Source organism: Paraburkholderia fynbosensis (assembly GCF_902859935.1).
GTDB classification, from domain to species: domain Bacteria; phylum Pseudomonadota; class Gammaproteobacteria; order Burkholderiales; family Burkholderiaceae; genus Paraburkholderia; species Paraburkholderia fynbosensis.
Window position 1 is genome coordinate 1 of sequence record NZ_CADIKI010000017.1, and the last position, 24,801, is coordinate 24,801.

At 64.1% G+C, this 24,801-nt stretch carries 22 protein-coding genes and 1 pseudogene; 10 read left to right on the plus strand and 13 right to left on the minus strand.

The genetic code is table 11. From position 1 onward, the window contains the following. From HV770_RS25195 to queF, 3 genes and pseudogenes are all read left to right on the plus strand, one after another. Window positions 1-220: pseudogene (locus HV770_RS25195) on the plus strand (threonine ammonia-lyase, biosynthetic); the annotation flags it as partial. Between the two features lie 19 nt (window positions 221-239). After that, on the plus strand, window positions 240-1,142 hold the full coding sequence (locus HV770_RS25200; RefSeq protein ID WP_175164087.1) for a 5'-nucleotidase: 903 nt from the start codon (window positions 240-242) through the stop codon (window positions 1,140-1,142). Next, complete coding sequence (gene queF, locus HV770_RS25205; RefSeq protein ID WP_175164089.1) at window positions 1,139-1,963, plus strand: NADPH-dependent 7-cyano-7-deazaguanine reductase QueF; 825 nt, start codon at window positions 1,139-1,141, stop codon at window positions 1,961-1,963. Before HV770_RS25200 ends, queF begins: the two co-directional genes overlap by 4 nt. 50 nt (window positions 1,964-2,013) lie before the next feature. Here the strand turns inward: queF and HV770_RS25210 are convergent, their stop codons facing one another. The 3 genes from HV770_RS25210 to HV770_RS25220 form a co-directional block, all read right to left on the minus strand. Next, on the minus strand, window positions 2,014-2,400 hold the full coding sequence (locus HV770_RS25210) for a RidA family protein (RefSeq protein WP_175164410.1): 387 nt from the start codon (window positions 2,398-2,400) through the stop codon (window positions 2,014-2,016). A gap of 77 nt (window positions 2,401-2,477) precedes the next feature. Beyond that, window positions 2,478-3,959 carry an N-acyl-D-amino-acid deacylase family protein gene (locus tag HV770_RS25215; RefSeq protein ID WP_175164091.1) on the minus strand — a complete coding sequence of 494 codons (1,482 nt, stop codon included), beginning with the start codon at window positions 3,957-3,959 and terminating at the stop codon, window positions 2,478-2,480. Window positions 3,960-3,962: 3 nt separating this feature from the next. Further along, entirely contained in the window at window positions 3,963-4,853 is an 891-nt protein-coding gene (locus HV770_RS25220) for a MurR/RpiR family transcriptional regulator (protein WP_175164093.1), read from the minus strand. A 146-nt stretch (window positions 4,854-4,999) separates the two neighbouring features. Here HV770_RS25220 and HV770_RS25225 point away from each other — a divergent pair, with 146 nt between their 5' ends. After that, window positions 5,000-6,277, plus strand: a complete 1,278-nt coding sequence (locus HV770_RS25225; RefSeq protein WP_175164095.1) for an amino acid deaminase — start codon at window positions 5,000-5,002, stop codon at window positions 6,275-6,277. Window positions 6,278-6,418: 141 nt separating this feature from the next. On the opposite strand, the gene HV770_RS25230 is transcribed toward HV770_RS25225, so the two are convergent. After that, complete coding sequence (locus tag HV770_RS25230) at window positions 6,419-6,922, minus strand: MarR family winged helix-turn-helix transcriptional regulator (RefSeq protein ID WP_175164412.1); 504 nt, start codon at window positions 6,920-6,922, stop codon at window positions 6,419-6,421. 31 nt (window positions 6,923-6,953) lie between these two features. After that, a complete protein-coding gene (locus HV770_RS25235) occupies window positions 6,954-8,549 on the minus strand; it encodes an MDR family MFS transporter (RefSeq protein WP_175164096.1) in 1,596 nt (531 codons plus the stop codon). Between the two features lie 154 nt (window positions 8,550-8,703). On the opposite strand from HV770_RS25235, the gene HV770_RS25240 reads away from it, so the two are divergent. After that, a complete protein-coding gene (locus HV770_RS25240; protein ID WP_175164098.1) occupies window positions 8,704-9,543 on the plus strand; it encodes an EcsC family protein in 840 nt (279 codons plus the stop codon). Here HV770_RS25240 and HV770_RS25245 read toward each other — a convergent pair. Both HV770_RS25245 and HV770_RS25250 read right to left on the minus strand, forming a co-directional pair. After that, a complete protein-coding gene (locus tag HV770_RS25245) occupies window positions 9,513-10,490 on the minus strand; it encodes an alpha/beta hydrolase (protein ID WP_175164100.1) in 978 nt (325 codons plus the stop codon). The genes HV770_RS25240 and HV770_RS25245 overlap by 31 nt on opposite strands. Window positions 10,491-10,604: 114 nt before the next feature. Further along, entirely contained in the window at window positions 10,605-11,039 is a 435-nt protein-coding gene (locus HV770_RS25250; RefSeq protein WP_175164102.1) for a CHRD domain-containing protein, read from the minus strand. 102 nt (window positions 11,040-11,141) lie between these two features. Here HV770_RS25250 and HV770_RS25255 point away from each other — a divergent pair, with 102 nt between their 5' ends. Next, window positions 11,142-11,420: a hypothetical protein gene (locus HV770_RS25255; protein ID WP_175164104.1), complete on the plus strand. Its 279-nt coding sequence runs from the start codon at window positions 11,142-11,144 to the stop codon at window positions 11,418-11,420. 137 nt (window positions 11,421-11,557) lie between these two features. Here the strand turns inward: HV770_RS25255 and HV770_RS25260 are convergent, their stop codons facing one another. From HV770_RS25260 to HV770_RS25285, 6 genes are all read right to left on the minus strand, one after another. After that, window positions 11,558-15,976 carry an ATP-binding protein gene (locus HV770_RS25260; RefSeq protein WP_175164106.1) on the minus strand — a complete coding sequence of 1,473 codons (4,419 nt, stop codon included), beginning with the start codon at window positions 15,974-15,976 and terminating at the stop codon, window positions 11,558-11,560. Between the two features lie 55 nt (window positions 15,977-16,031). Next, a complete protein-coding gene (gene aqpZ, locus HV770_RS25265; protein WP_175164108.1) occupies window positions 16,032-16,778 on the minus strand; it encodes an aquaporin Z in 747 nt (248 codons plus the stop codon). A gap of 242 nt (window positions 16,779-17,020) precedes the next feature. Beyond that, a complete protein-coding gene (locus HV770_RS25270) occupies window positions 17,021-17,665 on the minus strand; it encodes a response regulator (protein ID WP_175164110.1) in 645 nt (214 codons plus the stop codon). 140 nt (window positions 17,666-17,805) lie between these two features. Further along, window positions 17,806-18,495, minus strand: coding sequence for a response regulator (locus tag HV770_RS25275; RefSeq protein ID WP_175164112.1), 690 nt, complete (start codon window positions 18,493-18,495; stop codon window positions 17,806-17,808). 139 nt (window positions 18,496-18,634) lie between these two features. After that, window positions 18,635-19,261 (minus strand): response regulator, encoded by a 627-nt coding sequence (locus HV770_RS25280; protein ID WP_343048333.1) that lies wholly within the window; start codon window positions 19,259-19,261, stop codon window positions 18,635-18,637. Window positions 19,262-19,594: 333 nt separating this feature from the next. Continuing rightward, the gene (locus HV770_RS25285) at window positions 19,595-21,016 is read right to left on the minus strand and encodes an MFS transporter (protein ID WP_175164116.1); all 1,422 of its coding nucleotides are present in this window, start codon (window positions 21,014-21,016) and stop codon (window positions 19,595-19,597) included. 97 nt (window positions 21,017-21,113) lie between these two features. On the opposite strand from HV770_RS25285, the gene HV770_RS25290 reads away from it, so the two are divergent. From HV770_RS25290 to HV770_RS25305, 4 genes are all read left to right on the plus strand, one after another. Next, a complete protein-coding gene (locus HV770_RS25290; protein ID WP_175164119.1) occupies window positions 21,114-22,001 on the plus strand; it encodes a LysR family transcriptional regulator in 888 nt (295 codons plus the stop codon). A 419-nt stretch (window positions 22,002-22,420) separates the two neighbouring features. Next, window positions 22,421-23,137, plus strand: coding sequence for a c-type cytochrome (locus tag HV770_RS25295; protein WP_175164121.1), 717 nt, complete (start codon window positions 22,421-22,423; stop codon window positions 23,135-23,137). Further along, on the plus strand, window positions 23,134-24,597 hold the full coding sequence (locus HV770_RS25300; RefSeq protein ID WP_246291155.1) for a c-type cytochrome: 1,464 nt from the start codon (window positions 23,134-23,136) through the stop codon (window positions 24,595-24,597). Before HV770_RS25295 ends, HV770_RS25300 begins: the two co-directional genes overlap by 4 nt. 25 nt (window positions 24,598-24,622) lie before the next feature. Further along, the gene (locus tag HV770_RS25305; RefSeq protein WP_168670655.1) at window positions 24,623-24,799 is read left to right on the plus strand and encodes a hypothetical protein; all 177 of its coding nucleotides are present in this window, start codon (window positions 24,623-24,625) and stop codon (window positions 24,797-24,799) included. Window positions 24,800-24,801: the final 2 nt, after the last annotated feature.

Sequence of the window (24,801 nt, forward strand, 5' to 3'; positions counted from 1 at the left end):
GCGCCCGGGCGCGCTGATGAAGTTCCTGTCGTCGATGGCGCCGAACTGGAACATCAGCCTGTTCCACTATCGCAACCAGGGTGCGGACTACAGTTCGATCCTCGTCGGCATCCAGGTGCCCGCGAGCGAGACCGAAGCGTTCGAACGTTTTCTCGCCACGCTCGGTTATCCGAACTGGGAAGAGACGCAAAACCCGGTGTATCGGCTGTTTCTCGCATAACAGGGACTGACACGCGCAGATGGCTCTCTCGCTCGCCGACAAGCTGGTGGTGGCAATCTCGTCGCGCGCGCTGTTCGACTTCGAAGAAGAGAACCGCGTGTACGAAGAAGGCGACCTGCACACCTATGAAGCGTTGCAGCGCGACCGGCTCGCGGTGCCCGCCAAACCGGGCGTCGCATTTCCGCTGATCCGCAAGCTGCTTGCGCTGAATGCCGGCGGCCATCGCGTCGAAGTGGTGATCCTGTCGCGCAGCGATCCGATCAGCGGATTGCGCGCGTTTCATTCGTGCCGCGAACATGGGCTCGCGATCGAGCGCGGCGTCTTCACGCGTGGACGCGCTCCGTTCGGCTATCTGAAGCCGCTGAACGCGTCGCTGTTTCTGTCCGCGAATCAGCAAGACGTGCGCGACGCGCTGGCCGCCGGATTTCCCGCCGCACGCGTGTTGCCCGAATCGGCGAAAATGGCGAGCAAGTATCCCGACGAAATCCGCATCGCGTTCGACGGCGACGCCGTGCTGTTTTCCGACGAAGCGGAACGCGTGTTCCAGAAAGACGGCTTGCGCGCCTTCGTCGGCCACGAGATTCACAACAAGGACTTGCCGCTCGCGGACGGTCCGTTGAAACCGTTGCTCGAAGCACTGCACCGGCTGCAAAAACTCGCGGATGAAGCCGCGCCGATGCATATTCGTACGGCATTGGTGACGGCGCGCTCGGCGCCCGCGCATGAGCGCGCGATCCGCACCCTGATGGCGTGGAACATCGAAATCGACGAAGCGATGTTCCTCGGCGGCCTCGACAAGAGCGCATTCCTGCGCGAGTTCGAGCCGGACTTTTTCTTCGACGACCAAATTGGCCACTGCGAATCGGCTCGCATCGTGACGGCGACCGGGCACGTGCTGAGTGGCATCGTGAATGCATCATGACACCCGAACAATCTCCGCTGGGCAAGGCCTCCACTTACACCGAACACTACGACGCATCGCTGCTGTTTCCGATCGCGCGAAAAACCGCGCGCGAGGCGATCGGCATTGGCGCGCAGTTGCCGTTCTTCGGCACGGACATCTGGAATGCTTACGAGTTGTCCTGGCTGAACGCGCGCGGCAAACCGCAGATCGCGGTGGCGACGTTCTTCGTGCCGGCGGACTCGCCGAATATCGTCGAGTCGAAGTCGTTCAAGCTGTATCTGGGCTCGTTCGCGCAGACGGCGTTCGAGTCAATCGACGTGGTGCGCGACACGATCAAGCGCGACGTATCCGCTTCCTGCGGCGCGACGGTGTCGGTTCGTCTGGCCACGCCGCATGAATTCGGCAAGCTGCAGATGGAAGAATTCGAAGGTTTGTCGCTGGACCGGCTGGATCTGGATACCGACATTTATCAGCCGGACGCGTCGCTGCTGAGCGCGGCGCACGATGAAGCGCCGGTCGAGGAAACGCTGTTTTCCAACCTGTTGAAGTCGAACTGCCCCGTGACCGGGCAGCCCGACTGGGGCAGCGTGCAGATTCACTACATCGGCCCGCAGATCGATCACGCGGGCTTGCTGCGCTACATCATCTCGTACCGTAATCACACCGGCTTTCACGAGCAGTGCGTCGAGCGGATTTTTATCGACGTGCTGAAGGCCTGCAAGCCGGTCAAGCTCGCGGTATATGCGCGCTATACGCGGCGCGGCGGGCTGGACATCAACCCGTTCCGCACCAACTACAACCTGCCGATGCCGGACAACATGCGTCTGGCCCGGCAGTAACAACGCAGTGGTTCGCCGCGGGTTCAGTCAACCGCGGCGAACGCAATGCCTCAAGCCGTCGGCTTCTTATACGCGACGCAATCCACTTCCACCTTGCAGTCGATCACCATCGACGACACCACACAGGCGCGCGCCGGCGGATTGTCGCCGAAGTATTCGCGGAACACCTTGTTGAACGACGCGAAGTCACGCGGATCGTCGAGCCACACACCGCAGCGGACCACATGCTCCGCGCCGTAGCCGGCTTCCTTCAGAATGGCGAACACGTTCTGGATCGCCTTGTGCGACTGCTCGACGATGCCGCCATTGATCACTTCGCCGTTTGCCATCGGCGTCTGGCCGGACACGAAGAGCCAGCCGTCCGCTTCGACCGCACGCGAAAACGGCATATGCTGACCGCCCGTTCCCTTTCCGCCTTCAACGCCATAACGCTTCATCATCACACTCCTTAAAAAGTCCGGCACGCGCCCCGGCACCAGCGCCACGCGCACCGCAATCAATCGAACAAAAATAGTTAGAACGCGCCGTGCGCGTCACCCTTCGACGCCGCGCCGCGCGCCACGAAATGACCAGCCCGCTCGCCCGTCACCGCGCCGTCGCGATACGACAGCACGCCGTTCACCCAGACCGCGTCGATGCCGTCCGCCGCCTGCTGCGGCTTGTCGAACGTCGCCGCGTCGCGCACCTTGTCCGGGCTGAACAACACCAGGTCGGCGTGATAGCCGATATGCACTTCGCCTCGCTGCGCCAAACCAAAGCGACGCGCCGACAGACTGGTCATCTTGCGCACCGCCTCTTCGAGCGGCAGCAGACCGGCGTCGCGCACGTAATGGCCGAGCACGCGCGGAAACGCGCCCCACAGGCGCGGATGCGGCAGCGGATCGTTCGGCAAGCCGTCCGATCCGACCATCGTCGCCGGATGCGAGAGGATGCGCCGCACGTCGTCTTCGGACATGTTGTGATACACCGCGCCCGCCGGTTGCAGACGCTTGCCCGCTTCCTGCTGCGTGACGCCCCACTCCGCGGCGATCTCCTTGACGAGCTTGCCCGCCATCTCGGGATGCGGCTCGGACCACGTGATCGTGATGTCGATGTCGCCCGTCACCTGTTTGAGATCGAGCGTCGACGAGCTACGGTTGTACGGATAGCAGTCGCACCCGATCGGCTGCATGCGCCGCGCCCCTTCGAGCGACTTCAGCACTTCTTCGCTGCGCCCCCAGTTCGACGGCCCCGCGCACTTCAGATGCGAGATCACGACCGGCACATGCGCGTGACGGCCGACGCGGTACGCCTCGTCCATCGCGTCGAGAATCGCATCGAATTCGGTGCGCATGTGTGTGGTGTACAGCGCGCCCGCTGCGGCGAGCGGTTCGGCCAAGGCCATCACTTCTTCGGTCGGTGCGGCGAACGCCGAGCCGTATGCGAGCCCCGAACTCAAACCCAGCGCACCGTTGGCCAGCGCCTCTTCGAGCTGCGCACGCATGCCGTCGATTTCCTGCGCCGTGGCCGCGCGATCGAGCCGGTCCATCTGATTGCTGCGCAACGCCGTGTGGCCGATCAGCGCGCCGACGTTCACCGCCGGACGCGCGGCGTTCACCGCCTTCACATACTCGGCGAAAGTCGCGTACTGGAACGCGTCGCGCTCGCCGAGCAGGTTCATCGGATCGGGCGGGTCGCCCTTCAGTGCCACCGGCGACGCGCTGATGCCGCAATTGCCGACGATCACCGTTGTTACGCCTTGCGTAATCTTCGGCAGCATTTGCGGCGCCTGAATCACGTGCGTGTCGTCGTGCGTGTGGACGTCGATGAAGCCCGGCGCCAACGCGCGCCCCTCGGCCTCGATCACCTCTTCGGCGAGCCAGTTCGACAGATTGCCGATCGCGACGATGCGGCCGTCGCGCACCGCCACGTCGCGTTCGACAGGCGGTGCGCCCGTGCCGTCATACAGTTGCGCGCCGACGATCAGCGTATCGGCGGCTTCGGGATGCGAGTGCATGGATCAGTCTCCTAACGGTTGTCGATCGCCGCCGCCGCGATGCGCGTCGAGCGCGTGCTTCATGCGGCGCAGCAATTCGCGGCTCTCGTCACCCTGACTGACGGCAAGTTCGGTGACGAGCACATCGAGCGCCATCATCATCGCGTAGCGCGACGACGACGGCTTGTAAATGAAATCGGTTTCGAACGCGACGATCGGGATCACCCAGTCCGCGAGTTTCGCCAGCGGCGAGGTGGGCGCGGTCAGCGCGATCACGGTCGCGCCGTAGCTGCGCGCGATCTTGCAGTTCTCGATCATCTCCGGCACGCGCCCGGTGGTGGACAACGCAATCACCACGCATTCGCGCGATACGGTGCTCGCCACCATGCGCTGCAACAAGCCGTCCTGATAGGTCGCGACCGGGCGGCCAAGGCGCACGAGCCGAAAGCGCATTTCATCGGCAAGCGCGGTCGAGCCGCCCCCCATGCCGAACACGTAGATCATGCGCGCCGCGCGCAAGGCGCTGGCCGCTTCATCGAGCGGCGCCTTGCGCAGTAGTTGATGGTTATGGGCCAGCGCGGTTTGCAGTTCGTCGAATACGCGGGTCGCGATCGGCTCGGGTACGTCTGTTGCGCCGCCCGGCTGCAGGAAGCGCTGCCCCACCGCCGCCGCCTGCGCGAGCCGCAGCTTCAGCTCGCGCACGTCGCGGCACCCGACCGCCTTGGCGAAACGCGTGACGGTCGCGACGCTCACCTGCGCGTGCTGCGCGAGCGCGCCGATGCTGGCGCGCGAAGCGCCCGTCAGATCGTCGAGGATCAACGCGGCGACCTTGCGTTCGGCCGAGCGCAGGTCCGGCGCACATTCGGCGATGCGCGCGACGATGTCGAAAGCCAGCGGTTCGGCGGTTGAGTTCATGGCGGACTGGGGCAGGTCGCGCGAAGACTTGCAATACGCCTTCGGAACGCCGTGGTACTAAATAACATTTCTCCTCGCATCGTACTTTCGGTAACATGATAAAGTCAAATTTGATTCAATTTAACTGGACGATGGAGCAAGGAGACATGAAAGTTACAAACTATCAGGGCGCAACGATTGATCCTTATAGCAAGGGCTTGGGCATGGTTCCGGGCACCAGCATCCAGCTCACGGATGCCCCGCGCCTCGAATGGAACCTGCTCAACGAAGACGTGAGCCTGCCGGCGGCCGTGCTGTATGCGGATCGCGTGGAGCACAACCTGAAGTGGATGCAGGCGTTCGTCGCGGAGTACGGCGTTAAGCTCGCGCCGCACGGTAAGACCACGATGGCCCCGCAGTTGTTTCGCCGTCAGCTCGAAACCGGCGCGTGGGGCATCACGCTCGCCACCGCGCATCAGGTGCGCGCGGCGTATCACGGCGGCGTCTCGCGCATCCTGATGGCCAATCAGCTGGTGGGCCGCCACAACATGATGATGATCGCCGAACTCCTGAGCGATCCTGACTTCGAATTCTTCTGCCTCGTCGACTCGGTCGAAGGCGTCGAGCAATTGGGCGAGTTCTTCACGTCAGTGAAGAAACCGTTGCAAGTGCTGCTCGAACTCGGCGTGCCGGGCGGCCGCACGGGCGTGCGCGACGAAGCGCAGCGCAACGCGGTGCTCGCCGCGACCGCCCGCTATCCGAATGTGCTGAAGCTCGCCGGTGTCGAGTTGTATGAAGGCGTGCTGAAGGAAGAGCACGAGGTGCGCGAGTTCCTGCAAAGCGCGGTCGCGCTCACGCGCGCGCTCGTCGAAGAGGGGCGTTTTGCGCGCACGCCGGCGGTGCTGTCGGGCGCGGGCTCGGCGTGGTACGACGTGGTGGCGGAAGAATTCGTGAAGGCGTCGGAGACCGGCAAGGTCGAAGTCGTGCTGCGTCCCGGCTGCTATCTGACGCACGACGTCGGCATCTATCGCAAGGCGCAGACGGACATTTTCGCGCGCAATCCGGTCGCGAAGAAAATGGGCGAGGGCCTGCTGCCCGCGCTGCAGTTGTGGGCGTACGTGCAGTCGATTCCGGAGCCGGATCGCGCCATCATTGGTCTCGGCAAGCGCGACTCCGCGTTCGACGCGGGCATGCCGGAACCAGCGCGTCACTATCGTCCGGGTAACGTTGCGCCGCGCGATATCGCAGCGAGCGAAGGCTGGGAAATTTTCGGCCTGATGGATCAGCACGCGTATCTGCGGATTCCCGCCGGCGCCGATCTGAAAGTGGGCGACATGATCGCGTTCGACATCTCGCACCCGTGTCTGACGTTCGATAAGTGGCGTCAGGTGCTGGTGGTCGATCCCGCGTATCGCGTGACGGAAGTGATCGAAACGTTCTTCTGACGCGGCCGTGAGCGGCGCGCGCCTTGCGGTCACAAGGCGCGCCGCTTGCGGTGGTTCTGATGACGAGTGGCTTGCGCAACGCAAGGCCAATGCTTGCCAGCGGCATCCGTAAGCCATCCACGCGACGAACGCGGTAGTGAATCAGGGTTGTCGCAACGCCCCACTGTGTGCAGCTTCACCTGGCTGTCCTACCTCAGCACCAGCCGCGCTCGCCGCGGCTGCCACTTCACCGATCCGCGCTTCGAGCATCCTCAGCGCGCCCGATAGCGCTCCCAAGGCCTCGTCTGGCAGCGAAGCCATCGTGTCGTGCAAAAATGCGTTGCGACGCGGCAAGCTCGCTTCGGTCGCCGACTGTCCCGCCTGCGTCAGACGCACATTGGTGACGCGGTTGTCGCGCGTATCCATGCTGCGCGCAATCCAGCCCAATCCTTCCAGCGTTTTCAACTGCCGTGTGAGCGCGCCCGGATCGACCCGCAGGCGCTCGACCAGCCTTTTCTGTGACGACTCGCCCGCCTGCTCGTGCAACGCAAGCAAGATGCGCCAGCGCGGCAGCGGATGGCCGACCTGTGCCTCGAACGCCGACATGAACGCCCGATAAGTGCGGCCAAATTGTTGCATGACGGCGACGCGGTCCTGTTCTTCCATGATCTGTTCAGTCAAACGGTAAGTCTAAAAATCAGTCCGCGTGGATCACGGGCTCGAGCTTGCGCTGGAGCTTGATCGGCGGCACGCGGCGGCTTTGCCACACGGACACCACGGCGATCATCGCCGCCATCGCGAGACCCAGATGAATCGCCCCGACGAGCGCCTCGCGCGCGCTTTCCAGCAGCATCGCGCCGTTGTGGCCCGCATGCGTCAACTGCTCGACCAGGGTGGTCTGCGCTTCCCGGTTGATCAGGATTTGCGGATCGCCGAGATCGGCAAACCAGTGCGATGCGCTCGCGCTATCGAGCGCGCTGCGCACGCCGCTCGCGTACATGTGGCTGACGAGCGTGCCGGTCAGCGCCGTGCCGATCATCCCGCCGATCATCCGCAGCGACTGCAGCAGCGCCGTCGCGATGCCGAGGTGTTCGCGGCCGGCCGTCTGCTGCGCGAAGATCGTCAGGTTCGGCATCACGAAGCCGAGCCCCAGACCGCCCACCACCATGAACGACATCAGCACCCATTGCTGCATGGAACGCGTCGCGACGACAATGCCGAGGCACGACAACGCCACCAGCGAAAAGCCGATATACAGCATCAGATTCGGATTGCTCACGCGCGACACGATGCGCCCGTTGGCAATGCTGCCGATCGTGATGAACACGACCAGCGGCGTAATGACGAGCCCCGCTTCTTTCGGCGACATGCCGAAGCCGCCCTGAAACAGCAGCGGCGCGTAGAACAGCAGCGAGAACATCGTGAAGCCGCCGAGCACCGCGAGCGTGAAGAGCGCGGCAAGACTGCGGTTGCGGAACATGTCGACCGGCAGGATCGCCGTCGGGCAGCGCTTTTCCCACTGCCAGAGCGCGTAAGCCGAGGCGATGCTCAGCGCGAGCAGCGCAAACGCGCTCAGAGTGACGCCGTGTTTCGGCAGCAATTCGACGAACAACTGCAGCGAGCCGAGCGCCACCGCGATCAGCACCGCACCGGGCCAATCGAGCCGCATCTTGCCCTCGTGCTCGACATGCCGCAAGTGCGGCAGGAAGCGCCAGACGAAAAACAGCGACAACAGCCCGACCGGCAGATTCACGTAGAACACCGAACGCCAGCCGTAGTACTGCGTGAGAAAGCCGCCGAGCGACGGCCCCACGGCGTTGGCAATGCCGAACGCCGAGCTCATCAGCACCTGCCAGCGCAGGCGCACGACCGAGTCGGGAAAGAGATCGGGAATGCAGGCGAACGCAGTGCCGACCAGCATCCCGCCTCCGATACCCTGCAAGCCGCGCGCAAGCACGAGGAACAGCATGTTGTTAGCCGCACCGCACAGCACCGACGCCGCGGTGAACACGACGATCGACGCGATCACGAATGGCTTGCGCCCGTAGTAATCGCCGAGGCGGCCGAAAATCGGCACCGTGATCACCGAGGTGAGCAGGTACGACGTGGCGACCCACGCGTACAGTTCGAAGCCTCTCAGTTCTGAGACGATGGTGGGCAGCGCGGTGCCGACCACGGTCTGGTCGAGCGCGACCAGCATCGTTACGAACGAGATGCCGAGCATTGCCAGCAAGGATTCACGGAAGGGTAAGACTTGCCCACTCGAGTGGTGGGCCGCGGTATGGACAGCCATTTTTTTTAATGGAGCTTTTGATAGCGCAACAGTTGACTCGTCAATCGATCGGGAATCATACCACGGTGTGGCGCTCTAAGCGGGACGTGCTCGCGCGGTTCGACGCGTCGGCAATCGACTGAAAAACGCACACGACATGACGCCAGGGAGGCCCATGCAGCCGAGTTCGCTCGCAACACCATCCTTAACGGAGCAGGATCTGAACGCGCTGCGGCGCGCGAAACATCAACTCGAAAGCCCCGCGCTGGCGATGAAGCTCGCGAGCGTCGTCGGCGCGCCGATCGAAAAGCTGTTGGCGCGGCTTCCGGCATTCGCCAACGCCAAGGTCACCGACGCGACCGAGCTGGCGCTGCGCAAGTGCCTGTCGATCGCGCTGCGCACGCTGAACCGGCGCGATGCCACGTCCCTGATTGCGCCGGACAAGCCGAGCAACCTGCTGCACAAGTTCGCAGTGGCTACGACCGGCGCGGCCGGCGGCGCATTCGGACTGTTCGCGCTGCCGGTCGAGTTGCCGGTTACCACCACGCTGATGTTCCGCTCGATCTGCGATATCGCGCGCAGCGAGGGCGAGGATCTGTCGTCGATCGACACGCAACTGCAGTGTCTGACCGTGCTCGGCATGGGCGGCACGTCGAGCGAAGACGACGACGCCGAGTTCGGCTATTTCTTCATGCGCGGCGCGCTCGCGCAGGCGGTGTCGAAGGCGTCGTCGGAGATTGCGACCAAGGGCTTTACCTCGCATGGCTCGGCGGCGTTGCTGCGGTTGCTGCATGCGATCGCCGCGCGCTTCTCGGTGCAGGTGAGCGAACAGATCGCTGCCAAATCGATTCCGGCGATCGGCGCGGTGCTCGGCGCGATGGTCAATACCGTCTTTATCGACCATTTCCAGCAGGTCGCACATGGCCACTTCACCGTGCGTCGGCTGGAGCGGCAGTACGGTCAGGCAGCGATCGAAGCCGTCTATCAGACTCTTGACATCGCGCTCGACGGTTGAGCGGCCGCTTGTGCCCCGTTCGCAGCGCGGCTCGTCGCGCGCCGCACGAAAGCAGCTGCATGATCGAGCGCGCGGTTCGCTTCCGGGATGAACGGTGCGAACAGCGGCCAGACGTGCGGCATCTTCTTCCATACTTCGAACTCGCAGTCGACGCCCGCCGCGCGCGCGTTGTCGGCGACGCGTTGCGAGTCGTCGAGCAACACTTCGGTACTGCCCGCCATGATGAAAAGCGGCGGCAAGCCGTGCAGATCGGCATAAACCGGCGACGCATACGGATCGGTGGCCGGCGTATCACCGAGATAGACCTTCGCGGCACGCGCGATCGCCGCGCCGCAAAACATCGGATCGACGCTGTCGTTACCGCGGATGCTGGCGCCGGCCGCCGCCAGATCGGTCCACGGTGAAAACAGCAGGCCGCCTGCGGGACGCGGATCACCGGCGTCGCGCAGCGCCACCAGCGTGGCGAGCGCAAGGCCGCCGCCGGCTGAATCGCCCGCGATCACGATCGACTCGGGCGCGATGCCCATGGCGAGCAACTGTCGATACGCCGCGCTCGCATCGTCGAGCGCCGCCGGGTAGCGATGCTCGGGCGCAAGACGGTAGTCGAGGGAAAAGACCCGCGTATCGGCACGCGTCGCCAGTCCGAACACGAGCGAGCGATGCGTACGTGGCGAGCAGAAGTAGTAGCCGCCGCCGTGGCAGTACAGCACGGTCGGCGGCGCGTGGCCGGCCGGCGTCTGAGCGACGCGCTCCAGCCACTCCCCGCGCAGCGGCGCATCGTGCGTGCGGTAGGTTTCGCGCAGACGCCAGTCGCGCGGCACGCGCGGCGACCAGACACGCTTCGCCGTCAGCGCACGCGCTTTCGCGACATCGACGCGAGGCGCGAGGGTTTGCGGACGAAACTGCCTGCGCAGATACCAGCACGCAAGTGCGCTTTGCCAACTCATCAGGACACGCTCCTTCGATAATGTCCCGTCATGGGACGTGCATTCGCGGCTGCGCCTGTGGACGGCGGCTTCTAAGCGGATAACGGCGGCTCTGCGCGCAGACCGGCGCGCCTTCTAGTTCGCCGGTAACACCTGGCCGCGAATCTCGCCCATCGGGTTCTGCGCGGTATGCACGTTGAAGTACCACTGTCCCGCCATCAGGTCGGTGACCTGCTGCTCGGTGAGCGCCGCCGATCCTTTGATCGGGCTCGCGAGCGCGCTCTTGTCGATCGGTACCTGGACTTTCGCGTTCTGACCGACCGGCGCCGGTCCGTGGAAATGCGCGGCGGTGGGCGCGCCGCTCAAGCCTTCATAGGTGACGGTCCATTGCAGGGATTGCGTCTTCGTGTCGAAGGTGGCGTTCAGCATGCCGTGCCCGTGACTCACGCGAGGCGGCACTTCGCTCGACGGCTCGAGGTCCGCCTTCAGCGCCACCGTATCCGCGAACGCGGCTCCCGACGCCAACGCCCACACCACTACCGCCAGATTCAATTTTCGCAGCGAAATCATGGTCTTCTCCGGACTTTGATGCGCCGCCGCACCGACAGTTCGGCCACGTGCGGAGCCACCACATACTAGTGCAAATCCCTCCGATATGTTGGCGTGGCAAGCGTGTTCGAATCGATGGCGACCTTGCCGTTATATCGCGGCGCGGATTGGATCTGTAGTTATCCGAAACTGTTTGCCGTGTTGGTCATGCGTGTTCGGGTTCACGAGGTCGAGCAGGACGTGCACGCCATTGAGGCATTTCGAACTCCGGTTCGGAGCGATTTGACAATCGATCCACTCGTCTTCACCGGTGCTTTACTCGAATTATCCGAACAATTATTTGCGAATTTTGTAATGAATCAATCGCGGCATCCCGGTTATGCTTCCGCCTGCGAGAAGTGACTCCTTCATCGAGGGAAGTCTCCAAACCTTTTAACGCGGCCTCGGCCGCGTTTTTTTTCGTCCGCTTTGCAGCTGGTTATCGCGCGCTCGTCTGCATTTTTTTGCATTCGGCTGCACTCGCTTGCAGGTGTTGTCGCCTACGCGAGCAAAGCCGCCTGCTGCTCGATGCCGTCCAGCATCGCATTGCACTTCTTGATCAGTGCCCGCCCTTCGCGGCGCAAACGTTCCGGTGACTTCAGGGCGATGTCGCGGCGATAGTCGTCGAGCGCGTTGAGCAACGGCGGATATTGCAGGACGCCCGCCGCCCCTTCCACCCGGTGCAGCCACTCGCGCACATCCGCAATCTCCATGCGTTCGAGCAGCGGCGACAACGACTGCATGTCTTCACGCACCGCTGAAACGAACGCGTCGAGCAATGCCTTGACGGTCGATGCGCTGCCCCACAGCTGCGTCATGTGCGTGAGATCAACGGGAACGAACGGCTCCTCGCCACCCTGAACGAGCGGCCCGGCAATCTCCGGCTCGCTCTGCGTTTCCGCGGGCGCGGTCTGCCACGCGCTGTCGGTGCCGAACCAGCGGCTCAGATAGTCGCGCAACGTGGCGAGCCGGGTCGGCTTCACGAGGCTGTCGTCCATGCCGGCATCGCGGCATAGATTCAGATCGTCGGGCGCGGTATTCGCCGTGATGCCGAGGATCGGCAGACGCTGCGTGCCGCCCCGCTCCTTCTCCCGGATGTGCCGCGTGAGTTCGTAGCCGGACAGATTCGGCATATGGCAATCCGTGATCAGACAGCCATAGTTCGTGCGCTCCAGCGCGGCAAGCGCCTCCACGCCGTCGTTCGCCACGTCGCACGCGAAACCGAGCAAAGCCAGTTGATGGCGAATCAGCTCCTGATTGACCGGATGATCTTCCGCGACAAGGATCAATCGGCCGCTCGCGATCGCGCGCTCACGGTCCGGCGGCGTCGTGACGCCTTGGGGTGTGCGCGAGAGGCCCGCCGCGGGCCGCGCCACCGAAGGCAGCCCCGTCATCGCGGCGGCGCACGCGGCGCCAAGACCGCGCCACGAAATGGGGTTGACGCTCACGCGCACGGTATCGTCGAGAATGCGATACCCCGTCGGCTTCGGCTTCTCTGTGAGGATGATGACCCGTGTGTCCGGGCCGATGCATGCGGGCAACTGCACCTCCTCGCTCACGAACAGCAAATCCACGTTGGCCAGCGTGCCGCGATCACGCAACGCACTGGCGTGCGGCGCGACGCTGCGCAACTTGAGCCCGAGCGCCTTGCCGAAGTGCATCAGCGCACGGCCGACCCGCCTGTCGCCGGTAGCGACAATTCCGCGTTTGCCCCGCAAGCGGCTCACGGAATAGTGCTGCGCCACGACTGGCATCGTGACCCGCACGGTCATGCAGGTGCCGTGACCCGGCGCGCTCCGCAACGCGAGCGTGCCGCCCATCAGGTCGATCAGCTTGCGGCAGATCGTGAGCCCGAGCCCGGTGCCGCCGAAGCGCCGCGTGGTGGACGACTCCGCCTGCACGAACGGCTCGAACAGACTGGCCTGCACGTCCGGCGCGATGCCGATGCCGGTGTCCTCGACGCTCATTTCGAGCGTCTGCGCGGCGCCATTCTGTTCGACGACCGACACGTCAACGTCGACCTCGCCCTGCGGCGTGAACTTGATCGCATTGCCGAGCAGGTTGAACAGAATCTGCCGCAAGCGCACGCTGTCGCCACGCATGACGGCGGCGACGCCCGACGCGATGTTCACGCGCACTTTCAGCCCCTTCTCGTGCGCGCGGCCCGCGAGCAGTCCGACGGCGTTATCGACCAGCTCACGCAGGTCGATCGGTTCAGCTTCGAGCGTCAGCCGCCCCGCCTCGATTTTCGAATAGTCGAGCAGATCGTCGAGAATCTGCAGCAGCGCGCCCGCCGACTCGTGGATCATGCTCAGCATCTCGCCTTGATCCGTATTGAGCGGCGTGCGCTCCAGCACTTCGACCAACCCGAGCACGCCGTTCATCGGCGTGCGGATTTCGTGGCTCATCATCGCGAAGAAATCGTCTTTCGCGCGCGAAGCCGCCTCGGCCATGTCGCGTGCGCGAGCGAGTTCCTCGGAGCGGGCACGCTCCACACTCGCGTCCACCCAGAAGCCGCTCCAGACGACGCTGCCGTCCGCCTCGCGGCGCGGCACCAGCTCCGCGCGCACCCATTTGGGCTGCTGTCCGCTGCGCAGGCGAAACTCCATGTGCACCGGCGTTTCGCTGCGCGCAGAGCGCTCCAGTTCGGCCTGCACGAACTCCCGGTCTTCCTCCGCTATGCGATGGAAGTCCACCTGGGCGCGATGACTCAGCGACACGCCGTTGTCGCCGAGCAGGTGCCGCGTGTCGCCGCCGATATACGGAAACGAGTACGCGCCGCTCGCGGTGCGGCGCAACTGAAACACCACGGCCGGCAATGAACGCGTCACATCGAAGAGGCGCCGCTCGGTATCGCGCGCGAGCATTTCGGCACGCCGGATAGTGGTGATGTCGACCATCGCGCCGACGAGGCAAACGGGTTGTCCGTCACTGCCGCGGCACACGCTGTTCCAGAACAGCCCGTGCCGCACATCGCCCGTGCTGCTGCAGAACTGCAACTCCACTTCGGCGATGCCGCCGCTCTTCAGCACCTCGCGCGTCATGCCGTCGAGAATGCGGCTGTTCGCTTCGCCCCATGTCTGCACTTCGATCGTCGTGCGTCCGAGCACTGCCTCGCGGCTGATACCGCACGCATTCTCATAAGCGCGGTTGACCGCGATATAGCGTCCATCCAGATCTTTGGCGACCAGCGCATAGGGCACCGTCTGCATCATGGATTCCTGGAAATTCAGTTGCAGCGCGAGCGCACGCTCGGTCTTCTTGCGCAGCCTGACTTCCCGTTGCAGCAGCAGATAGGCGCGCAACGTGACCACCAGTACGACGCCGACGCCGATCAGCACTGGCAGCAGGCGCACCGCGGTCACGCTCCATATGCCGCTGTGCGGAACCGCGTCGACCACCCAGCGTTGCCGGATGCGCTGCGTTTCCGCCGCCGGCATTGCCAGCAGTGCTCGGTCGAACAACCCGGCGAGCGGCTTCAGGTCCGAGCGTACCGCGATGTCGAGCGAGTCGGATTCGCCGAGCGCGCCGAGAATCTTGAGAACGCCGGCATAGCGGCGCTTCAAACGGATATCGACAGCGGCCATGTTGCCGACCGTCACGTCCGCTTCGCCGGCGGCCACCATTCGCAGCGCGTCGTCCGTACTGGGCGCGACGACGATATGATCGGGCGCAACGGCCTCGAACGCGTGCGGGACCGAGCCGGCAATCCGAGCCGGGATGACGATGCGACGCGACGTGACATCGTCGAACGCGCGCGCCGGTTCGCCAACGCGGCCGACGACCACCATCGGGTAGCTCGCGTAGGCGCGAGTATGGGCGGCGTTATTCAGTTTCGGACCGTTGCTGGACGCCATCGGCAGAATGGCCAGTTCGCCGCGCTGGAACGCTTCGACGTTCGCGGACCAGTCGGACAGTCGGGCCCGGTTGAAGACGACGCCGAGAGTCCGGCTCAGGTATGCCAGATAGTCGGCGGTCATGCCGGCGGGACGGCCCGATTCGTCGATGAAACTGAACGGCGGGCAGTGGCTGTCAAAGCCGATCTGCAACGGCGGCAAGGAGCGAAGCCACGCTTTCTCTTCCGATGTCAGCACGAACTGACGCGCCGCGGCGGCCGGCTGTGCGTTGACGCTGTCGGACAGCCAGCGCACGCGAATCGCCGTAGCGTCTGCCGGGCTCATCGACGCGAGTGCGCGATCGAGCTGGTCGCGCAGCGCGACCTGATTGGGGGGCACGCCAAAGCGCAGGTTGGAAATTCTCCCGCTCTCGTCGAACGCAACGTGCAGATCGCGGAAAGGCTCCGTCGCCAACTCGTACTGGACGACCGTGGTCAGGCCGAAATAGGCATCGGCCTCACCGCGGGCCACCGCAGAGAGCGCGGCGCGCGTGGTGGCGAACGCGTTGACTTCGGCGCGTGGAAAACTCTCGCGGATTGGACGCTCGAGCGCGAAACCCCGCTCTATCGCGATGCGCGCGCTGGCCAGTTCGCCACGGCTCGCGTACCGTTCGCCGCCGCGCCGCACCACTGCCGAGACCGACGAGCGGAAATACGGCGCCGTGAAACTGAGGCACCGTTCGCGCTCGGGCACGCGAGCGACGCTCATCATCAGATCGATATCGCCCGCGCAAGCCGCGGCCAGCAACTGCGGCATGTCGGGAAACGCTTTGGCTTCGATAATGACGTTCGGCCCCACCAGCGCGCGCAGATAGTCGCCGCTGATGCCGGTGAGGCGGCCGTCCTGCAGCATGTCGAACGGCGGCCAGCCACCCGCGAGCACGCCGACGGTCAGCCTGGCAGGGAACGCGCGCGCGGCCGGATAGCGCGCGTTGCTGCCGAACGGCTCGGCGACGGACGTCACGGCCACCGACAGGCAGACGGCGAGCAGCCACAGCGGCAGGTGCCGGAACGCTCGCTTCATTGCAATGCGCTCGACGAGACCCGCGATGAACGGACCACGCGGCACCAGGCTAACCTCACGCTGCGTCGCCAGGACCGTCGGCTAGCGTCGCCGCGGAGGGATCGGTGTCGCCATTCAGGAACGAAAACAGCACGCCGGCAACGACGCCGCCCGACAGCGGCGCGGCCCAGAACACCCAGAGTTGGTCCAGCGCCCAGTTGCCGACGAACAGCGCCTGAGCCGTGGAACGGGCGGGATTGACCGAGCCGTTGGTCACCGGGATCGACACCAGATAAACAAGCGTCAGACACGCGCCGACAATCAGCGGAGCAATCGGCGCGAGGTTCTTTCGGTCGACGATCAGCAGGCACACCATGACGAACGCGAACGACAGCACGAATTCGATGGCCAGCGCCGAGTGCAGTTGATAGTCGGCGGGAGAATGGGCGCCGAAGCCATTCGCGGCGAATTCGCTTGCGCCCGGATCGAAGCCGGGGCGGCCGCTCGCCACGTACACGAGGAGCGCCGCCGCGGAGATTGCGCCAACAACCTGCGCGGCAATGTAGGGCAACAGATCACGCACCGGAAAACGCTGGGCGACCGTGAAGCCTACAGTGACGGCGGGATTGAAATGCGCCCCTGAAATGCCACCGAACGCATAGCCGGCCGTGGCGAATGCAAGGCCGAACGCCAGCGACACGTCCAGGCTGCCATAGCCCTGCAGGATCACGCTGGTATCCAGCACGGTGCTGCCGCATCCAACGAACACCAGCCACGCCGTTCCCACTCCCTCCACCCACAACCGCTTACCCAGCGTGACCATCCGCCCCTCCCATTTTTTCTCTGTACGAGGCAGACGCACCGCATGATTGCACCGGACCTCTGCTCTGAACTGTCTAAGGCCCGTTACTTCCTGGACAACGAAATACGAGTCGCCGTCAGGTAGGCAAGCAATAACGCCTCAGTCAATTCAGAATTATTGAATTCGGGGGTTGTTATACGAATCAGAAAATTCTTAAATCTACTGCCCTTTAATCATCAATGTTATTCAAAAGTCAAGCAATGTCAGATCACGCCGATTTGCCTTGCGTATTCGACTAAATCGTCTTCCGTTTCCAATCCGAGCTTGCGCATCGCGCTGCGTTTTTGCGTGCTGATGGTCTTGCCGCTGCGCTGCAGGCGTTCGGCGATTTCATGAACCGCGAGGCCCTGCGCATAGAGCTGGAAGACTTCCCATTCCCGCGCGCTCAGCGCATTGGCGTAAAGGTGCGGCGCCCGCTGTGCGACGTTCAGTGCGACACGCACCTGCTCCGACAAATGAACGCGGCCGGAAACCACGACAGCGATGGCATCGACCAGCGTTTGAGCCGCGTCGCGCTTGTCGATTATTCCGCTCACGCCGATGCTTTGCAGTCCGGACAACAGGTGACCATTGCCGACCATGGTCAGCGCGACGACATGCGGATGCGGCCGGCGCCGCAGCAGCCGGCGCAGAAACGGCACCGCGTTGCTGCTTCCGTCGATCCCCGGCATGGCGATGTCCGAGACGACGACGTCGCACGCGCAGGCATCGAGCAGGACAGCCAGGCCATGGGTGTCGGCCGCCTCGCCGACCACTTCGATATTGGGCCTCGCCTGCAGCAGATATTTGACGCCGACGCGAATGCATTCATGATCGTCGGCCACGATGACGCGGATCTTGTGTGTCATTTTGTTGTTGTCTTTGTCGACTGACACTGCCCGCACGCGCTGTGCTTCCCCGGGCTGTGTCAACACTTGTGCTGTTCGCCATGCGACGGCATGGCGCGTCACTGGATTGCCAGTGGCTTTAGTCGCATCTTCATGACCTTTCAGCGGCTTTGACCACGCCACGCGGAAATGACGCCGTGCTCGGCGGCGAAGCGAAACAGTTCGGCGTCACTGCGCAACGAAAGCTTGCGCATCGCCGTGCATTTCTGCGCGCTGATCGTCTTGACGCTGCGCCCCAGGCGCGCGGCGATTTCACTGACGGCGAATCCCGACGCGTACTGCACGAACACCTCGAGTTCACGACGCGATAACGCACTGCGAACGAGGTCGAGCCGCTGGGTCACCGTTGCTTCGGCAATCAGCGTGCGCACCGCCGGTCCGACATAACACTCGCGCGCGAGCGCCGTGACGACCGCCACGTGAATCAGATCGATCCGGTCGCGCTTGCTCACGAGTCCGTCGACCCCGAGCGCGATCACGCTCTGCAGCGCGGCCGCCTCGGTTTCCATGGTGAGGACGATGAGCGCGACATCGGGATAACGCGTTTTGAACTGCTTGACGACATCGAGCCCGCTACCGTCGATATTGCCCGGCATGTAGAGATCCATCAGCACCAGGTCGCATGGGCCGCGATCGACTTGCAGGAAGAGTTCGGTGGCGTCGGCGGCGCGTCCGACGATTTGCATGTTCGGATAAGTGCGCACGAGATTTTCGATTGCCAGCAGAACCAGTGGATGGTCGTCCGCTATGATGGCTCGAACCGGTGCGCTCGCCTCAGCGGTGTCGTTCATCGTCTGCTGCTCCTCGGTATTTTGTATTTGTGCCGCTTTCTACGACGCAACCGGCTCGATCACCATATTTGAATATTTTTGCGCCGATAAACATAAGAGCGTTCCGAAATAACCTTAGTCAATTGGCCAGGGACAATGCTTAAATGTGCGAATCAATTTCAACAATGCCGCATGCGTACAGGCGCGAAAATAGACCCGGGTTGTTGGTGACGCCGAGCTTCGTCATCGCTGCGCGCTTTTGCCGGCTAACCGTACGGCGATGACAACCGAGCGCCTCCGCTATCTCGGCGATAGACTGCCCTCTGACAAGCCGCTTGACGACCTCCGTCTGTCGCCATGACAGACGGACTGCCGGGAGCGACGTGCGCTCGTCGTTCTGCGGGCACGCGAGTGGGTCCGCGATAGAGCGGCCGAGGTAGCGCGCACCGTTTGCGCTGGCTTCGATCGCCTGCCAGAGCGTGTCCATCGACTCGGCTTTACCAAGCGCGCTCACCGCGTCGTCCGCCGCGACCGCGCGCAGGACCGAAGGGTCCGTCAGCGTCGTGACCACGACGACGCGCAACTGCGGCCAGTCGCGGCGAATCCGCCGCATCAGGGCGAGATCGTCTTCGGGGGCGCCGTCGGCGTCCGGCATGAAGAGGTCGGTCACGAGCACATCACAAGGGACGCGCTGCAGCAGTTCAATCAGCGCCCGAGGCGTGTGCGCCTCGCCGGCGATCGTGACGCCGGCCTGGGTTGCCAGCATCGCCCGGTAGCCGAGCAGCACGAACGGATGATCGTCTGCCAGAATGATTCGCAGATGCACGGGAATTTAGCTCGTTCGTTGTAGGAATGATTGGCTCGCGCGCCAGACACTCTGAGCGCACAGCGCGCTTTGACTTAGCGCATGACGACGACGTCATGCGCTAAGGCGCCCATAAAATCATCACTAAAATTCCGCAAAAATCAGAGCATTCCGAATCATGTAAAAATAAATGGTCTATTTTTGTCCTTATGAAATAGATCAAAATTAATTATCCGGGCTGAATCAGTCCGGCATTGGCATATCGCTTTTTCTGTGCTTTTTCTGTGTTTGTTCTGTTAAAAGGCAACGGTTCGACTACCGGATTGCATCGCAAGCCCCCGCCGCCGCCCTGGACCTCGGCATCGCGCGCGGGAAAACGGGCAACGCGAGCAGCGCGCACGCACTCGCCACCGCCCACACCATCGGCCACGAACCCACGGACAATAGCGGCGGAATCCCGAGCGGCGTCAGAAAGAGTGTGAGAAACACGCAGGTGTTGCCGATCGCCAGCGCCGTGCCCGCGCGGTTCGTCCCAGCCAGCGTGGCGAGTTCCGTGAAGGCGACGCCGTGCCATGCCGACGCGCTTACGCCGCCCAGCACGACCATCAGCGCGAACAGCGTAGTGATCGCCGTGTGATGCGGGCCGGCGAGCCCCGTCGCCAGCGCCAGCGACGCGAACAGCATCGCGGTCAGCAAGCTGCACGCGCGCATGTAAGCCCGGCGATTGCCACGCCGATCGGTCCAACTGCCGCTCCAGACCCGCGCGATCGCTGCGCCCGTTTGCACGGCGGCCATCGTCACGCTGATCGCCAGCACGCCCGCGTGGCCGTAATCATGCAGAAACACGGTGCCGAACGTGACGACGGCGAGTTGCGGCACGCACAGCACGCCGGCGCCTAGCGCGACCCGCCAGATGCCGACGTCGCGTAACGGCGAGACTTTCGCAGGGGCGTCGGCCGCCGCAGTCTTGCCGCGCCTCGCAGTGCCGACCGCGGGCATCGAGCCGTGCGCCCCCGAAGCGAGCGCACCTGCACCTGCACCATGCGCCTGCCGGGTCGGCCGAAGCAACCGGGGAGCGGGCCAGCCCTCCGCTGCCTCAGCGTGCGCACGCGGCGGCTCGTGCAGCCAGCGCCATGCGAACAGCGCCGTGACAGCACACGCGAGAGCCAGCACGGTATAAGCGCTCGCAAAACCGAATCGCGACGCGAGCGCCGGCAGCATCAACGCGCCGATCCCTCCGCCCGCGGGCACGGCGGTCTGACGGATGCTCATCGCCAGCCCACGCTCGCCCTCGCGAAACCACGCCATCACCGCGCGGCCGCTCGATCCGTTGACGCTGCCGCCCAGCAGGCCGACCAGCAGCAGCCCGAGCGCGAGCATCGTCACGCTGGGCACATGGGCGCCGCTCGGCGCGACGAACAAGGCGAGGCCGGCGAGCGCGGCGGCGGTCGACAGCAGCCCGAGCAGCAGCACACGGCGGTCGCCCCAACGGTCGGTCAACAGGCCCCACGGCAACTCGCTGATCGCAATGCCGAGGCCGAGCATGCCGAGCACCAGTCCCAGTCCGTCATTGCCGAGGTGATAGCCCGAGCGCAGAAACACCGCGGTCGTCGGAATACCCGAAAACGCGGCGGAAAAGCTCGCGTTCGCGGCAAATCCGACCCCGAGCACCTTCCACCGGTGATTCGCGCCACGCTCGTGGGTCCCGCCTGCAACCGCAATCGACCTGTTTCCCATGACACCCCTCCGCAATGATCTTTGGCGGTATCCTACGGCTGGGCTTTCCATCGGAAAAGCCGGAAATTCAGATGTCTTCTATCGGATATACCGAATCATGAGCCAACGCGGATTCGACCTCACCCAGTTGCGCACTTTCGTCGCCGTTGCGGAATCGGGCAGCGTTTCGGCGGGCGCGGAGCGTGTTTTCCTGTCGCAATCGTCGGTGAGCGAGCAGTTGAAAAAACTCGAGGAGCGCGCCGGCCAGCCACTGTTCCTGCGCAGCAAGCAGGGCGTGAGCGCTACGCCCGCCGGCAGCCGCCTGCTCGATCATGCGAGACGCATCATCGCGATGAGCGAAGCGGCGTTCGAAGACCTGCAAGGCCGCTCGCTCGACGGCGAGCTGCGCATCGCGATCACGGACTACTACCGGCCGCACGACATTGCGCGCATTCTCAAAGCGTTCTCCGAACAGCATCCACGGCTGAAGCTGCACGTCACCGTGTTGCCGAGCGCCGTGATCGACAGCAAGGCCGATGACGACGCGTCGTTCGACATTGGCCTCTCGCTACGGCTCGTGACCGGCAACCCGCGCGCCGCCGGCCGGCGCAGCGGCGCGCCGAGCACCGTGGTGCGGCGCGAGAAACTGCTATGGGTGTGCGCCGCCGATGCCCAGCAACGGCCGGCCGCGCCGTATCAACTGGTACTGCTGCCGTCGAGCTGCCAGTTGCAGCGTTTCGTCGTGAAGCTGCTCGACGAGCACAAGGTGCCGTATCTGATCTCGCATTCCGCGTCGGGCGTGGCGGGCTTGCAGCTGGCATTGAAGGCCGGGCTCGGCATTTCCTGTCTGAACGAATCGTCGATCGGCGGCGGTCTCCTGGCCTGTCCCACCAACGTCGGACTGCCTGCGTTGCCGGCCGTGGAGTTTCATCTGCTGCCCGGACGACTCGGCGAAAGCGAACTGGTCAGCAATGCACGCACGGCCTTGATGCGCCTGTTCGCGTGACGGCGTCGATACGGATGCGTGCGCAATCCCATTTGAAAGCGTTTTAGCCGACGCCTATGATGGTTTGATATAGATCAATTCGAGGTTTTTTCGGCTATTGACGCGTCGGATAAATTCCTGCACCCTGCTACACGCTGCCTGACGTTTCAAACGTCCTTTCTCGCGGCCCGGAAACCGCAGTCCCGCCGCGCATTCAGCGCAGATTATCGTTTTCGCCAAACATTTGTATCGCCGTACAGCATCAACGCTTCGTCATCCGAATAAGTCCGTTTCGATTCGCCGTAATGCAGTCGTTATAAGAAAAAAAGCAAAACAACTGGCAGACCCGCGATGCGTCGTGCGTCAGATTCGCGCATGAATCCACGAACGAACGCGTGACAAACAAATCGAGAAGCAGAACGCTCCCAACGAGGCTTGGCGTGCATCGTAGAACTATCGGATCTTCGGTTCTGTTCGTGCTTCATGTCGTGTGGAGTGGCGCGGCGCTCGCGGCCACCGATACGTCCAGCGCGATGCCTTCCGCGATGGCCGAGCGCATGCGCGCCTGCACCTCGTGTCACGGCGTGCAGGGCCAAGGCCGCAACAACGACTACTTTCCGCGCATCGCCGGCAAACCGGCCGACTATCTGTTCAATCAGTTGACCGCCTTTCGCGACGGCGGCCGCACTTATCCCCCGATGGGCTATCTGCTCGCCTTCCTGCCCGACGACTATCTGCGCCAGATCAGCCAGTACTTCGCCGATCTGCAACCGCCCTTTCCCGACGCCGATCACACCGACGTCTCGCCCAAGGTGCTCGCGGCCGGCGAACGACTGGTCATGCACGGCGACCCGGCGCGCGGCATACCGGCGTGCATCGCCTGCCACGGCGCGCGCATGACCGGCACGCAGCCGGGCATTCCCGGCCTGCTTGGCTTGCATGCGAGCTACATCGCCGGGCAGATGGGCACGTGGCGCTCGGGCTCGCGTCGAGCGCTCGCGCCGGACTGCATGCATTCGATCGCGGTCAAGCTGAGCGATCGCGACATCACCGCGGTATCGAGCTGGCTGTCCCGCCAACCGCGGCCGGACGATCCGCGGCCCGCACCGGCGTCCGCTGAGCGGCTGCCTCTAGCATGCGGGAGCCAACCACAATGAAGCCGATACTTTGTTCGCAGGGTTGGGGGCGGCTGCGGGATGCGGTTTTTGGTGGCGCTTCTGGCCGCGATTCCCGCGCCGTTTTGCGCGCCGTTGCCCGCGCTCCGACGCAAGCTCACCGCACGGCCTCGTCATTCACCTCGGGCACGCTAAGCGCCGCCCTCATCGCGACCGGCTGCGCCCTCTTCCTTCATGCCCTGCATGCGCCACTGATCTCCGAGGCGCGCGCCGCCGATACCGCGCCGGCCACCCCGACCGCCTCGCCATCGACCGCAGCGACGCACGGCGGCGCCCCCGATACACGCCCCGAGATCGTCCAACGCGGCGAATATCTGGCGCGCGCCGGCGACTGCATCGCCTGTCACACCGCGCCGCGCGGCAAGCTGTTCGCCGGCGGCCTCGCGATGGAAACGCCGTTCGGCACGCTGTTTTCGCCGAACATCACACCGGATGCGCAATACGGCATCGGCACGTGGAGCGAGGAAGCGTTCTTCAAGATGATGCGCACCGGCCGCAAACCGGACGGCACGCTGATTTACCCCGCCATGCCGATCGCCCAGTACACGAAGGTCACGCGCGAAGACTCGGACGCGATCTTCGCGTTCCTGCGCACCGTCGAGCCGGTGCGCGAGCCCAACCGCAAGCACACGCTGCGCTTCCCGTTCAACAAGCGCGAACTGCTATACGGCTGGCGCACGCTGTATTTCCACGAGGGCGAGTTCAAGCCCGACCCGACCAAGTCGGTCGAATGGAATCGCGGCGCGTATCTGGTCGAAGGGCTCGGGCACTGTTCGATGTGCCACACCAAGATCAACATGCTCGGCGGTTCGTCGCAGCGCGATCAGTTCGCCGGTGGCCTGATTCCGGTGCAGAACTGGTACGCGCCGTCGCTGACATCGGACAAGGACGGCGGTCTCGGCGACTGGAGCATTCAGGACATCGTCGACCTGTTGCAGACCGGCGTCTCCGCGCGTGGCGCCGTGTACGGCCCGATGGCGGAAGTCACCTATCACAGCCTGCAGCATCTGTCGGATGAAGACGTCCGCGCGATGGCCGTGTATCTGAAGTCGCTGCCGGACAATCGCGGCCGCAAGACCGGCCCGTCCGCGCAAGCCGATCCCAAGACGTTCGCCCTCGGCAAACAGATCTACGCCGACAAGTGCGCGCTGTGCCACGGCGCCAACGGCGAAGGCCAGTTGCCGCACTATCCGCCGCTCGCTGGCAACCAGTCGATCGAAATGAATTCGGCGGTCAATCCGATCCGCATCGTGCTCAACGGCGGCTTCCCGCCAGGCACGAAGCGCAATCCGCAGCCATATGGCATGCCGCCGTTCGGTCAGGAACTCAACGACGTCGAAGCGGCGGCCGTCGTCACCTTTATCCGCACGGCATGGGGCAATCACGGCCAGCCGGTGACGGCCCGCGAGGTCAACGAATTGCGTAAGGCGCCGCTGCATTGAGGCGCCGCACCGGAGAACCATCGAGATGGAAGCGAACGACACCCACAGCGCGGCCCCGCCCACCGATGACGAAGTGGAGCGCGTCGTCGCGGCCGGTCCGCATGGCGCGGTTGCGCTCGCCGGCGTCGCGACGCTGATCGTCATGGCGATCTGGTTCGGCTTCTACTTTTTCGCGTTCCTGCCGCGCGGCATCATTCACTGACC

Bases quoted from the DNA above. Each gene is read 5' to 3' on its own strand.
- HV770_RS25215 (WP_175164091.1), bottom strand. From the start codon at position 3,959: ATGCACTCGCATCCCGAAGCCGCCGATACGCTGATCGTCGGCGCGCAA.
- aqpZ (WP_175164108.1), bottom strand. From the start codon at position 16,778: ATGGTCACGCTGGGTAAGCGGTTGTGGGTGGAGGGAGTGGGAACGGCG.
- HV770_RS25240 (WP_175164098.1), top strand. From the start codon at position 8,704: ATGCAGCCGAGTTCGCTCGCAACACCATCCTTAACGGAGCAGGATCTG.
- HV770_RS25270 (WP_175164110.1), bottom strand. From the start codon at position 17,665: ATGACACACAAGATCCGCGTCATCGTGGCCGACGATCATGAATGCATT.
- HV770_RS25275 (WP_175164112.1), bottom strand. From the start codon at position 18,495: ATGAACGACACCGCTGAGGCGAGCGCACCGGTTCGAGCCATCATAGCG.
- HV770_RS25290 (WP_175164119.1), top strand. From the start codon at position 21,114: ATGAGCCAACGCGGATTCGACCTCACCCAGTTGCGCACTTTCGTCGCC.
- HV770_RS25230 (WP_175164412.1), bottom strand. From the start codon at position 6,922: ATGGAAGAACAGGACCGCGTCGCCGTCATGCAACAATTTGGCCGCACT.
- queF (WP_175164089.1), top strand. From the start codon at position 1,139: ATGACACCCGAACAATCTCCGCTGGGCAAGGCCTCCACTTACACCGAA.
- HV770_RS25200 (WP_175164087.1), top strand. From the start codon at position 240: ATGGCTCTCTCGCTCGCCGACAAGCTGGTGGTGGCAATCTCGTCGCGC.
- HV770_RS25245 (WP_175164100.1), bottom strand. From the start codon at position 10,490: ATGAGTTGGCAAAGCGCACTTGCGTGCTGGTATCTGCGCAGGCAGTTT.
- HV770_RS25305 (WP_168670655.1), top strand. From the start codon at position 24,623: ATGGAAGCGAACGACACCCACAGCGCGGCCCCGCCCACCGATGACGAA.
- HV770_RS25300 (WP_246291155.1), top strand. From the start codon at position 23,134: ATGAAGCCGATACTTTGTTCGCAGGGTTGGGGGCGGCTGCGGGATGCG.
- HV770_RS25220 (WP_175164093.1), bottom strand. From the start codon at position 4,853: ATGAACTCAACCGCCGAACCGCTGGCTTTCGACATCGTCGCGCGCATC.
- HV770_RS25260 (WP_175164106.1), bottom strand. From the start codon at position 15,976: ATGAAGCGAGCGTTCCGGCACCTGCCGCTGTGGCTGCTCGCCGTCTGC.
- HV770_RS25235 (WP_175164096.1), bottom strand. From the start codon at position 8,549: ATGGCTGTCCATACCGCGGCCCACCACTCGAGTGGGCAAGTCTTACCC.
- HV770_RS25225 (WP_175164095.1), top strand. From the start codon at position 5,000: ATGAAAGTTACAAACTATCAGGGCGCAACGATTGATCCTTATAGCAAG.
- HV770_RS25210 (WP_175164410.1), bottom strand. From the start codon at position 2,400: ATGAAGCGTTATGGCGTTGAAGGCGGAAAGGGAACGGGCGGTCAGCAT.
- HV770_RS25285 (WP_175164116.1), bottom strand. From the start codon at position 21,016: ATGGGAAACAGGTCGATTGCGGTTGCAGGCGGGACCCACGAGCGTGGC.
- HV770_RS25250 (WP_175164102.1), bottom strand. From the start codon at position 11,039: ATGATTTCGCTGCGAAAATTGAATCTGGCGGTAGTGGTGTGGGCGTTG.